Here is a 10,929-nt window from a genome sequence, read left to right on the forward strand (position 1 = left end):
TGAGACGTGCAGGTGTGATGAGGCAGATGGGGTACAGCAGAGTCAGCTCCGCCGGCCAGGACGCGCAGTTGCAGCTCGACGCACTCGTTGACGCCGGCGTCCAGAAACGGGATGTGTTCGCGGACGTTACCTCCGCCAGCAAGACCGCGATCGAGCGCCCCGGCATGACGAAACTGCTCGAGTACGCCGACGCCGGCGACACCGTGATCGCATGGCGCGTCGACCGACTCGGCCGCTCCCTCCTCTACGTCCTCAACACCGTCGAGCTTCTGCGCGGCCGCGGGATCCACGTTCGATCGCTCTCCGATGGGATCGACCCCGCGACGTCGACGGGCCGGCCGATGCTGCACATGCTTGCCACCCTGGCGGAGTACTAGCGCGAGCTCATCGTCGAACGTGTGAACGCTGGTATCGCCGCGGCACGCGAATCAGGCACCCTCTTCGGGCGCCCACCAGTCAACCCCAGCCATCGCGGAGAAGCTCGCCATCGTTACCGAAGCCCGCAGCCGTGGCCGCACCGCCGCGGAGGCCGCCGCACTCGTCGGCTGGAGCGTCGCGACGCTCTACTGTCATCAGACCGACTCCGCGAGCAGAATCCCTGCGCACTGAGGTTTCGAGCAGCTCGGTTTGGGCAATGAGGTCTGAGCACCGGGCGCCCGCGGAACTCCACCACGGCATCGGGTCGACCCTGCTCAGAAACGATCGTTCACAGCAGCCGATGCGTGTTGCTATCTCGATAGGACGCGACCTCATCCCCGCCTCGGGGATGGCGCTGTGCTCGAGGTCGCTGCCGGCACACACACGGGCCCCGATGAGGCCGCGGCGGAGATCAACCGATCTATCCGCATGGCTCACCGGTAGCGTCAAGCGCATCGGCACCAATCGCACCATTCGCATCTGATCGTGAGCGATGTCGGAGCTGGCCGGTACCCTGAGGTCAACATATCGATTCAAAGGAGAATCAGCCATGGCATCCAAGACGGTTTTCATCGCGTTCGCGAAAGAGGACGAGTCCACCCGCAACCTTTTCACCGGACAGCGCGTCCACCCCGACACCCCGTTCGAGTTCACCGACATGTCCGTCAAGGAACCGTACTCGTCGGAGTGGAAGGCAAAGGTCCGCGCCCGCATTCGCCGCTCCGACGGCGTGATCGCACTCATCAGCAGCAGCACCCCAATGGCCACCGGCCAGTTGTGGGAGATCAGTTGCGCCGTGGAAGAGGGTGTGCCGCTGATCGGCATCTGGATCGAGGACGGCTACCGCACCAAGCCGACCCAAATGGGCTCCGCTCAATGCATGGCCTGGACGTGGGACAACGTCGCCGACTTCATCGACGGCCTCTGAGATGAAACGAGCACTAGTGGTCGGCATCGACTACTACGACCGCTACAACGAGCTAGCCGGCTGCGCCAACGACGCCACCGCCCTGCATCCCCTTCTCGCCCGTAACGAGGATGTCTCGATCAACCTAGACTGCAGAATTGTGACCGCCACCGACCCCTCCACCCGGGTCACCCGCGACGAGCTGCTGCCCATGATCGACGCGACCCTCGCCCCTGGGGCAGAGTTCGCGCTGTTCTACTTTGCCGGTCACGGGGCTCCGGTCCGCGGGGACGTCGCGCTGGTCACCAGCGACGGCACCGAACACACCCCCGGTGTGCAGTTCAGCGAGGTCCTCGAACGGATCATCGCATCGCCGGTACAGGAGATCGTAGTCATCCTCGACTGCTGTTTCGCCGGCGGCGCAACCACCATCGCCTCCCTTGGCACGACCCTCGCCAACCTAAAGCCCGGCCTATCCGTACTCACCGCGAGCCGCGACGATCAGACCTCCGCCGAGACACCTGCCGGTCGAGGCCTGTTCTCCACCTACCTCGAAGGAGCACTGGACGGTGGCGCCGCCGACGTCCTGGGCCATGTCAACGTCTCCGGCCTCTACGCCTACCTCTCCGAATCCTTCGGAGCCTGGGAACAGCGCCCCACCTTCAAAGCCAACATCGACCGTCTCCACGACATTCGCGTCTGTGACCCCCGCGTCCCCCTCAGCGACCTCCGCAACCTCCCCACCTGGTTTCCCATCGTCGACCACGACTACCCGCTCGACCCGTCCTATGAGGACACCGCCGAACCGCGACAACCCGAGCACGAAGCCATCCTCAAAGCCTTTCAACGGCTCCGCGCCTGCCGCCTCGTGGAACCCGTCGGCGAAGACCACCTCTACTACGCCGCCATGAACTCCACCGGCTGCCGTCTCACCCCCCTCGGGCGGCACTACTGGCAGCTCGCACGCTCGGAGCGGATATGACCCGCATTGGCGTTACCGGCCACCAAGACATCCCCGCACAGGCGCTCCCACTCATCACAGATGGCATCCGAGCGTTCCTTGCCGAGCTGCCCGCTCCCGCTGATGGGTACAGCAGCCTCGCAGGCGGCGCCGACCAACTCTTCGCCCGAATCCTGCTGGACAGTGGCGGCCGACTTCACGCCGTCATCCCCGCAAGCAACTATGAAACCACCTTCGAAGGCGATGCCCTCAGGCAGTATCTCCGTCTGCTGCGCGAGGCGGTAAGCGTCGAGGAGCTGCCCTTCGACGCGCCGAGCGAGGGAGCCTACGATGCTGCCGGACATTGCGTCGTCGACCACAGCGACATCCTCCTCGCCGTCTGGGACGGAGAACCCGCCCGCGGCCAGGGCGGCACCGCCGACGCCGTAAACTACGCCCGCGCCCAGCACCTCCCAGTACACATCATCTGGCCAGCAGGTGTCAGCCGCTGACGCGGACTGTCCCCGAGCAGGCAGCGGATGTTGCCTAGTGCCGCAGGTGGTTGACCACGTGCCCACGGCACCATAGGTCGCCGTCGGCAGAACCAGTCACACTCAGACCCAGATGCCCTGTGGTCGGCGAAACAGCAGTCCGCCGGAGACCGTTTACGGCCCCTTGCGCGCTGATTCTGCTAACCCACCATGAACGATCCTTCTGGGCGGGCTGGGTAAGCCAAGGGAGTCGCCAGCTAAATGCGTTCGCCATAGCTTCCTCCCTCCAGTCGCGCTCAGGGGCTAGCGAACGCGCAAAGTCGACATCGCGTTGTCGATGTAGCATCCGAGTTCTTCGCTGCGGTCAGGCGCAAAGCATGCCTATCGAGCTGCTTGCATGCACGCAACTGCCGCGCTAACGAAACCCGCTTGTCGCACGCATCAGGGACGTTGCGTTCGCGACTCGCGAGCAGCAGCAGCAGCAGCAGCAGCAGCAGCAGCAGGAAATCGACTTGGTGAACATCGCTGTAGTCAAGGAAGTCGAGGGAGACACGAACCGGGCGTAGAAGTGAAGCTCGTACCGGCATGAACGCTTGCACTGCGCCCGGAGCGGGTGGTCAGCTATCGGGCGGTAGATAGAAGTTCCGCGTCATGGCGCGGTCGATGACCTGCGCTGGCACACCAAGCTCGGTCAGGAAGACGGTGTTGAGGATCGCAGTCGTGACGAGCATCAACGCGAACAGATTGCGTTCACCTCGCGCGTTCCCAGCATGCGCGAGCCCGTTCCGGACCTTCACCAGGCGTCTCGCCCAGTCTTCTTGGTCTTCGGTGAACGCTGCCATGGTCCCTGGTACGGGGATGGAGGCGAGGGCGAGAAGACGTTCGCGGAAGCTGGGCGCATTGCGTAATTTCTCCTTCACCCAGGCACGCTGCCGTTCATCTTTGGTAGCCGCGAGCAAATCCTCCTTCAGCACTTTGAATTCTGAGTCGGGAAAGTCCGTGACTGAACCTCGGAGATCCTCGTGGAGGGTCTCTGCGGCGATAGCGACCTGCAGCACCCGCATGTCCAGGAACGCCGGCCGATCATACTCGAGGCCGAAGAAAACGTTGCACGCCGCCCGGGCCTTCGCGCGCAGGGGGAGCCAGGTCTCGATGGTTTCCTTAAACGAAAGATCCTGGCTGGTGAAACGAAAATCTGCTGCATCCACAGCCGGCTCGTCCGGTCGCGCCTCGTGGATACGTCGGGCATGAAACGTGACCCACACGCGTCGGTCGATGTGCTCGTCGGAGCGCGGGAAACGGAATCGGTTGGGTTCCGCGTGCAGAAGCTTCATGCTGATCAGACCCGATGGCATTCCTGAGGCCAAGGTCATCAGGTCCGACAACGACTGAATGATGGTGTTGAAATCGCTGTACGAAGCGGACTCTGCGGGGGTGACGACGATCGCTGCGGTGACGTCCCCGGTCAGGGAAATCGAATCACGCCTGTGCAGGTAGCGGAAGTGACGATTCTCGACGGTGGCCTCAACCGTCCAGCCGTCGACCTCCGCCCGCTGGGGCTCCGCGGAGTTGATTTCTGCAGTCGACGTACTCCCATCGATGTGCACCCTCCCCGTCATGTTCTCGGGTTGCAACCAGTCTGTGAATTGCTCGAAGCGAAGCTCGGCGCGGCGGAACGCTCGCTCGTCCGGGTCGCTCAGGTGGGCGCCAACCAGGGCGGCTTGTGCGTGGAGTCGGTGGAGCGTCGGCCGGCTGAAACCGAAACTGCCGCCCCTGGCAGACAAGGTCTGCAGGTTGACCAGCGACACCTTTCCCTGCTGCGTTTCGCCGAGCACAAGTGGGAACAACCGGCCCACGGAGATCGTTGCGAAGGTGTCATCGATCTGTTGCTTGACGCTGGGATCGAAGCCACCGATGAGCGTGAGAGCGACGGTCCCGTTCGCGGCGATCATCGCGGTGCCATGCTGCGGTTGGTCCTCTTCGCCCGGCAGCCACCACGTACCATGCAGTTCAGTAGAGTCCATGGCCCCAGTCTGGCGCTTCCCAGAGCCGAGCTGCGGGCCAGCCGCTCGGTGAGCTTTCCTTACACACCGGCTAAACCCGCCGGCGTCGGCGGTGGATTTCAAGCCAAGACCCCGGGCGCCGCCGTCCGCGGATATCTTACTTCAAAGCAGGCCCCTAATATATCATCGGTTTGTTCGGGTACTCTCTTCGGGCAGCTACTCAGGCGATCAAATTATGGGCCGCATCAGGCGCACTGCGGTGGGGTCCGAGGCGTCGCCTAGTATCGCCAGAGACAGCCACGCAGGCGGGCGCTAAGCCTGTACCCCGATGGTCAGGTAGGTCCCCGCCCCCAGCCCCGCCATCCGCGGGGCTTCGTGCAGTGAGCACGGGCGCGACCCGCGCATTATCACGAGCGCTCGCCCTCCCCCGCGACCGCACTCGGGTTATATGCCCGGGTCGAAGCTCGGGGTCCATTGAGTCGGTAACGCCGACTACAAGGATGCCATTCGCCGCAGACATCGCAGCGCATGAGGCTTCCGCTGCCGCCACCACCCGATGGGCCTCCACAGCCAGAGCTCCCGACAAGCCGTAGAGTGCGCCGATCGGAATGGCGCGCTTGCCGTTGAGGTAGCGCAGCACCGTCGTGCGTACCATCCCGGCACGCCTCGCGACTTCGTCGATGGTGATACCTCGAGCCGCGCGTTGGCGGCGGAGTTCAGCGGCCACCGCGTCGTTGAAGTCGAAGGCGATGTCCATCCGGCCACCGTAGCAAACAAGAACTCACCCACACAAATCTAATATTTGACAAGTCGACCAAGTGGTTCCTATGGTGACCAAATGGACACCATCCCCCTCTCCCAGCAGATCGCTCAACGCGTCCAACACGCGTTGCTTAACCATGGCCAGACGGAAACCCAACTTGCGAACGCAGTCGGGATGCCGCCAGAACAGCTCCGGCTGAAGCTCGCCGGTCAGCTCGACTTCACCGTGGCCGAACTCGACCGGATCGGCGCCGCCCTTGGGCTAAGAGGCTCTGAACTCCTGCCATCATCTGCAGCAGCGGCCAATGGCCCCACCAGTGTCTGAGCCCGCAGAGAAGATGCCGATGGGTCCTCGGGAGTACTCGATCACCGAGGCAGAGTTCATCCGGCCGGAGTTCGACTTCGAGAGCGAGTTCGCCCAGTTCCGGAACTGGTGGGCGCGTGATCCACGCATCGTCGGGAACGCGTTCTCCCTGATGCTCTACCTCGTCACGCACCGACGCACATATCGGATCACGCAGTCCCGAGCCCAGCGAGACCTCGGCCTCGGGAAAGACGCTTTCAGGGCAGCCCGACGCAAGCTCGAGGCCGCGGGATTCCTTCGTGTCGAGGAGCACCGGCATCCAGCGGGGACTGTCGATGCCGCCGGGCAATCGATCGCCGGCCACCGCCGCGTGTTGCTGATTCTCCTCGATCCACCCCAGCCGGACTTAGCATCCGATGGTGGCGCTGCCGATACCTTGGCGGGTTTCCCTCCCCCGCTCTTCGATGCCTGGGACGAATCCGACTCTCCATCCCTGCACGGCACAGCGTCGGGAGCCGTCTCCGCTGCCGACCACGTCGGGTCTTCCTCACAGGCCGAACCATCGACGGTTCTCCCGCCACTTAAAGAACATCAATCCCCAGAACACCATTCTTCTTCGACGTCTCCCGGTTTGGAGCTGGCGGCGCAGGCTCTGCACCCTCGACTCAGCCTCGCCGCCGTGGGGCGGTGGCTGGCGAAGCACGCGCCATCGGTGAATGTGTCCGCGGTCGACGTTCTGGCGGCGAGCGTCGATGCGATCCATGGTTCGTCACGTCCCGTCGGTGATCCGGTCGCATACGTCGGCCGATCCATCGCCAGAGAACCTCATCGATGGCCCGCGAATGCTGGTGACTCAGACGGCGGAGATCTCGCCCCGCCGGGTCTCAGACGCATCGGCAATCGCCCGCCGACGGTAGCTGAGTGCCGCGCGGACGGACATCGGTTCGTCGGAACCTTCCGAGAGGTGTGTGGCACCTGCGGCGAAGAGCGTCCGGACTGGAGAAAGGACCGTGACCGTGCATCGGCCTGACCTTGCAGAGGCGGTGCCCGCTTCGACAGCTGCGGTCGATGCATCGCTACTCACCGCATCGTCCGATGCAATCGACCGCATCGGGCTGGATGTCTTCCTCGCCGCCATCGAGTCCACACGTGGCTACGTGACTCGCGTACTCAACCAGCACGCTCTCCACGGCGAGATCGACGCAGCAATGCAGGAGATCCGAGTCGTCGCGTGGCGACGAGCGGAGAGTTTCGACCCGACCCGGGGATCCTTCGGTCACTATGCCCAAGGCATCGCAGCCAAGGTCGTGCTCGCGACGCGGCGCGAAGCTGCAATCCAGTGTGAACGGTTCACCGCGGAGTTCGATACGGACCGCCCGGCAGCAGGCGGCGACCCGTTGGACCTTCTGGTGCACCGATTCGAGCAGCGCCGGCGTATCGCGTGGGTGCGGGAGACGGTGTCAGAACGGGACTGGACGATCGCCATCGAACTGATGCTCACCGACGAGGCCCGTGCCGACGTCGCGGAACGCATCGGCGTCTCACCCCGCACGATCCGCACCGCGCGGGAGAACATCGCCGCCGCTGCCTGGACCGCCAACACCGCGCTCCGCCTCACCGACCGTGGGTACCCGAACACGCGGCAGTCCGCGATCGAGTGCATTCCCGAGACCGACGGCCTGCGAGCAATCGCGCTCTTCCAGCCGGCCATGATGCGCGACGCAGCCGCTGTCGCGCGGATCACCGGCCTGAGCAAGCACCGGGTTCACAGCCGGATCGCTCACGTACGCAAGCTGCTCACACTCGCCGCACGCATCCTGGATGGAGAGTCCATCTGATGGCGGCGCCGATGCTCGCGGTCAAGGTCGTTCTGGCGATCGGGCCGAAGAAGGTCTTGGGCGGGGCGCTCGCGCTGCTGCTGGGCGGGCTCGTCGCGACTGCAGCGCTACCCGCGATCGCCATCACGCTGTTCGTCCCGACGGGGAGTGCGCTGCGGCAAGCGCACTGCGCGTCGCTCGGGACGGTGCCGGCGGAACAGCCGACCGGCCCGCTCGTGGTCGCCGAACAACTCCTCGTATCGGCGATCGTCGACGCGGCGGCGGCGATCACTCCGGAGCCGATGGCCAAGCTGGCAGCACTCACTGCGGCGTACGCGGCGTCAAACATGACTGCCTCGACGACCGACACGATCACCGATGACACACCACTCGGCGTGTACCGGCGCACCGTCCGCGGTGGGTGGGGAACAGCCGAGCAGCTGCAGGACACCGCCACTGCCACCGCGCTCATCCTGACCGGGTCCAGCGCGAACCGACCAGGGATCATGAGCGACCCCGCCTGGATCGACGAACCCGCCGGGTGGTGGCTGTCGACCATCGGCATCCACGCGGAAGCGCCGACTGTCGCTGGTGCAGAAGCGTCAGCCCGGAATGCACTCGCCGTCGTCGAACCAGAGCTCACGGACGAACAACTGACCGTGGGCGCAGCCTGCAACTACCTGCCGATCGACGGCGACAACCGCGAACTTGCCCTCCGACTGGTCAGCGCGATGGACGAAGGGCGCCTGGTCGGGAGCGACTACCTCCAGCAGCTCCGCAACGTCGCGAACGGAACCGCGCTCGCCGACTGCGGCATCGACTCCCGCATCATGCAGATCCTGCTCGTCGCACTGAACACGTTCAAGCAGGTAGCCGTGTCCGACCTCAACCGACGCTGCACCGGCTCGCTCGAGGGAGCCGGCGAGAACTCCTCGCACTACCGCGACGGCGGCGGCATGGCCGTAGATATCTACGCGCTCAATGGCAGCTCCGTGACAGGCGGTGACGGCCTGTCTCTGCAGTTGTTGGCACTCCTGGACTCCGTCGTGCCGCCCGGATCACGAGCCGGGCAGTCCAACTGCCGGAACAGCCCCGGATTCGCGCACTTCGACGAGTTCGAGGACACGTGCAATCACGTGCACATCGACGTCGCTTATGCGAATCCGGGGCTGTAGTCCGCAGAATGCGGATGCTCAGGCAACCTACTACTTGGCAGCCTCACGGAACTTCTCGAGAAGTGCAGCGGGGATGCGTCCCCGATCGGAGACGTCGTGCCCGTTGGCGCGCAGCCAGCTGCGCGCAGCCGCGAGCTCCTCCTTGTTGCTCCGGCTCGAACCGGCAGAGCTGGCCGTCTTCGACCGCGACACGGTGCGCGCCGCTTTGAGGTAGGGCTCGAGCGCAGCGCGCAGGGCCTTCTCGTTCTTCTCGGACAGGTCGATCTCATACGTCGAGCCTTCCAAGCCGAGCGTGATGGTTCTACCCTCGCCCTGCTTCAGCTCGGATCCGTCGAGGTCGTCGACAAGGGTGGTGATGACTTTCTGCGCCATGGGGATTCTCCTTCTTTGTATGAACGCGTTCGGACCGCAACCGACGATTGTCGTATGCGTGTTGCCCGGCGGGGGAAGCTACGTTCAGAGCATTGACGACGATATCGATAAAGCCTGGACTCCGTCGGGAATGGGACAGCCATAGCCGGGCCGACAATGCTGACGCTCGACCGGGCGGAACCGAATGCCACACCTCACGCACCGAGACCTCATCAGGCTTATGTGAGATTGACCATCGCGAATGCGCCTCCCCTCGCCCACCAACGGCGGAGTCCATCACAGGTTGGACAGTCGTTGCTTCGCAAGCCTCAGTGCGCAGAACCAAGGATCTGAACGCTGTCAGCCATCAGCGAGACAAGGACCGCATCAGAACCTTGCGATGCCGGCGAGGCACGGAGGACGTTCAACTCTCCTCGAACAGCGACCTCGCTTCCGGACCTCAGCGAGCCAGCCGCCTTCGTGGTGCCAGTGGATTGGCAGATGACCTGACACCACGCAACCCGGGTTTGGACGATGAGTCCATCGTCGCTCAAAGCTCGCTGATCGTCCGCCAGCACGAATGAAACAATCGGACGCTCCGCCGGGCCGGTGCGGAGGACCTCCCCATCAACGACGCCGATCACTTCAGCTCTTGCAGTCACACACCCTCGATCCTTTAAAGATGGCTTAACCATCTGCAAATCATGGACCAGTCCGAGACCGTGCACAATGACCCCATGCCCCGCGTCGCTCGCCCCAAGCTCTCCGACGATGCGCGGAGTGCGCTCGCGACCCTCGGTGAACCGGTGAACTTCGCGATCCTCTCGAGACTGCTCGCGGAGGGCCCGCTCACGCGCGGGCGCATCGCCGAGCTCGTTGAGGTGAACCGGGTCACGGTGCAGGACCACCTGGAAACATTGCGTGAACTGGGAGTTATCGAGGCCCACCCAATCCAGGAGCCTGACGGCAAACGGCACCGGTACGAGTACGTCGTCCTCGAGCAGGTCGTATCCGAGTGCTACCGGGATCTCGGCGTCGAACTTGGCCTGGGACGGACTCGACCAGCGTCCAAGTAGTCGGGAAGTTATCCACAGACGCCCGTCCTCGCCCGAAGCGGGTCCGCTCCCCCGCCTAGCGTCGACTGCATGACCTGGGCGAACCGATGAAACTGCGCGGCTGGATGTTCCTGCTCCCGCTGCCGTTCCTGGCGATTGTGCTCGTGGTGGTGATCCTCAGCCGTTGGGGTGGCTGGGTCATCAGCCAGGTCGTCGTCTCGTTGTTCGGAACCATGGTTCTGTTACACGACGCGCATCAGGATCCCGCGACACGTGCGTTGGTTCTCGCCATCATCTGGGCTGCTGCTGCCGCGAACGCGACGCTCTACATCCGACATGTCGCTCGGCGGCAGCGCACGGTCCAGGTCGCATCCGGTACATCCTTCGACCTCACTCCCTACCGCCGCCGGAACTAAGTCCGCAGGTCTGCCAGCATCACGCCAAGAGCGATCGAGGACGCACACGTCCTCGCGAACTCTCGGGAGGATCGATGCGGCGACCGCTGCTTGTAGGACTGCTTGCTGTCGGAGCCATCACTCTGACCGGGTGTGTCGATGCCGACGCCGCACCCCAGTCCACAGCCTCCTCCACAGACCGAACAGGCCGAACAGACCTCTCGCCCGCCGCTCCGGATCAGGAGCCAGTCGCCCGCGCGGCCACCTCAGACCTCGGCGTCGCCGTCTACGAGCTCGGCAGCTACGTGACGA

The 10,929-nt window shown here is 64.3% G+C and carries 12 protein-coding genes and 1 pseudogene; 10 read left to right on the forward strand and 3 right to left on the reverse strand.

Annotation, left to right across the window (positions count from 1 at the left end; all coding sequences use genetic code 11):
* The first annotated feature begins 17 nt into the window (after positions 1-17).
* From FGL15_RS03140 to FGL15_RS03155, 4 genes and pseudogenes are all read left to right on the forward strand, one after another.
* Positions 18-609: pseudogene (locus FGL15_RS03140) on the forward strand (recombinase family protein).
* Positions 610-967: 358 nt separating this feature from the next.
* The gene (locus FGL15_RS03145; RefSeq protein WP_138944914.1) at positions 968-1,345 is read left to right on the forward strand and encodes a TIR domain-containing protein; all 378 of its coding nucleotides are present in this window, start codon (positions 968-970) and stop codon (positions 1,343-1,345) included.
* Positions 1,346-1,361: 16 nt separating this feature from the next.
* The gene (locus tag FGL15_RS03150; protein ID WP_240773753.1) at positions 1,362-2,306 is read left to right on the forward strand and encodes a caspase family protein; all 945 of its coding nucleotides are present in this window, start codon (positions 1,362-1,364) and stop codon (positions 2,304-2,306) included.
* The gene (locus FGL15_RS03155; RefSeq protein WP_138944916.1) at positions 2,303-2,776 is read left to right on the forward strand and encodes a DUF1273 domain-containing protein; all 474 of its coding nucleotides are present in this window, start codon (positions 2,303-2,305) and stop codon (positions 2,774-2,776) included. The genes FGL15_RS03150 and FGL15_RS03155 overlap by 4 nt, the downstream gene beginning before the upstream one ends.
* Before the next feature lie 596 nt (positions 2,777-3,372).
* On the opposite strand, the gene FGL15_RS03160 is transcribed toward FGL15_RS03155, so the two are convergent.
* Together FGL15_RS03160 and FGL15_RS21405 are read right to left on the reverse strand one after the other, a co-directional pair.
* A complete protein-coding gene (locus FGL15_RS03160) occupies positions 3,373-4,779 on the reverse strand; it encodes a HEPN domain-containing protein (RefSeq protein WP_138944917.1) in 1,407 nt (468 codons plus the stop codon).
* Between the two features lie 199 nt (positions 4,780-4,978).
* Positions 4,979-5,515 (reverse strand): helix-turn-helix transcriptional regulator, encoded by a 537-nt coding sequence (locus FGL15_RS21405; protein WP_138944918.1) that lies wholly within the window; start codon positions 5,513-5,515, stop codon positions 4,979-4,981.
* Positions 5,516-5,596: 81 nt separating this feature from the next.
* Between FGL15_RS21405 and FGL15_RS03170 the strand changes: the two genes are divergently transcribed.
* The 4 genes from FGL15_RS03170 to FGL15_RS03185 are packed head-to-tail and all read left to right on the forward strand — an operon-like array spanning position 5,597 to position 8,816.
* Complete coding sequence (locus FGL15_RS03170) at positions 5,597-5,845, forward strand: hypothetical protein (protein ID WP_138944919.1); 249 nt, start codon at positions 5,597-5,599, stop codon at positions 5,843-5,845.
* The gene (locus FGL15_RS03175; protein WP_138944920.1) at positions 5,838-6,854 is read left to right on the forward strand and encodes a hypothetical protein; all 1,017 of its coding nucleotides are present in this window, start codon (positions 5,838-5,840) and stop codon (positions 6,852-6,854) included. Before FGL15_RS03170 ends, FGL15_RS03175 begins: the two co-directional genes overlap by 8 nt.
* Before the next feature lie 13 nt (positions 6,855-6,867).
* Positions 6,868-7,662 (forward strand): RNA polymerase sigma factor, encoded by a 795-nt coding sequence (locus FGL15_RS03180; RefSeq protein ID WP_168223291.1) that lies wholly within the window; start codon positions 6,868-6,870, stop codon positions 7,660-7,662.
* The gene (locus FGL15_RS03185) at positions 7,662-8,816 is read left to right on the forward strand and encodes a hypothetical protein (RefSeq protein WP_138944922.1); all 1,155 of its coding nucleotides are present in this window, start codon (positions 7,662-7,664) and stop codon (positions 8,814-8,816) included. The genes FGL15_RS03180 and FGL15_RS03185 overlap by 1 nt, the downstream gene beginning before the upstream one ends.
* Before the next feature lie 30 nt (positions 8,817-8,846).
* Here the strand turns inward: FGL15_RS03185 and FGL15_RS03190 are convergent, their stop codons facing one another.
* Complete coding sequence (locus FGL15_RS03190; protein WP_138944923.1) at positions 8,847-9,188, reverse strand: Lsr2 family protein; 342 nt, start codon at positions 9,186-9,188, stop codon at positions 8,847-8,849.
* Positions 9,189-9,904: 716 nt separating this feature from the next.
* On the opposite strand from FGL15_RS03190, the gene FGL15_RS03195 reads away from it, so the two are divergent.
* Together FGL15_RS03195 and FGL15_RS03200 are read left to right on the forward strand one after the other, a co-directional pair.
* Entirely contained in the window at positions 9,905-10,243 is a 339-nt protein-coding gene (locus FGL15_RS03195; protein ID WP_168223292.1) for a winged helix-turn-helix domain-containing protein, read from the forward strand.
* Positions 10,244-10,329: 86 nt separating this feature from the next.
* Positions 10,330-10,638 carry a hypothetical protein gene (locus tag FGL15_RS03200; RefSeq protein WP_138944925.1) on the forward strand — a complete coding sequence of 103 codons (309 nt, stop codon included), beginning with the start codon at positions 10,330-10,332 and terminating at the stop codon, positions 10,636-10,638.
* The last annotated feature ends 291 nt before the right edge of the window (positions 10,639-10,929 follow it).

Origin of the sequence: Plantibacter sp. M259, from assembly GCF_006065115.1 — a bacterium.
In the GTDB taxonomy this organism is placed as follows: domain Bacteria; phylum Actinomycetota; class Actinomycetes; order Actinomycetales; family Microbacteriaceae; genus Plantibacter; species Plantibacter auratus.

Bases quoted from the DNA above. Each gene is read 5' to 3' on its own strand.
- FGL15_RS21405 (WP_138944918.1), bottom strand. From the start codon at position 5,515: ATGGACATCGCCTTCGACTTCAACGACGCGGTGGCCGCTGAACTCCGC.
- FGL15_RS03160 (WP_138944917.1), bottom strand. From the start codon at position 4,779: ATGGACTCTACTGAACTGCATGGTACGTGGTGGCTGCCGGGCGAAGAG.
- FGL15_RS03195 (WP_168223292.1), top strand. From the start codon at position 9,905: ATGCCCCGCGTCGCTCGCCCCAAGCTCTCCGACGATGCGCGGAGTGCG.
- FGL15_RS03185 (WP_138944922.1), top strand. From the start codon at position 7,662: ATGGCGGCGCCGATGCTCGCGGTCAAGGTCGTTCTGGCGATCGGGCCG.
- FGL15_RS03200 (WP_138944925.1), top strand. From the start codon at position 10,330: ATGAAACTGCGCGGCTGGATGTTCCTGCTCCCGCTGCCGTTCCTGGCG.
- FGL15_RS03145 (WP_138944914.1), top strand. From the start codon at position 968: ATGGCATCCAAGACGGTTTTCATCGCGTTCGCGAAAGAGGACGAGTCC.
- FGL15_RS03155 (WP_138944916.1), top strand. From the start codon at position 2,303: ATGACCCGCATTGGCGTTACCGGCCACCAAGACATCCCCGCACAGGCG.
- FGL15_RS03190 (WP_138944923.1), bottom strand. From the start codon at position 9,188: ATGGCGCAGAAAGTCATCACCACCCTTGTCGACGACCTCGACGGATCC.
- FGL15_RS03170 (WP_138944919.1), top strand. From the start codon at position 5,597: ATGGACACCATCCCCCTCTCCCAGCAGATCGCTCAACGCGTCCAACAC.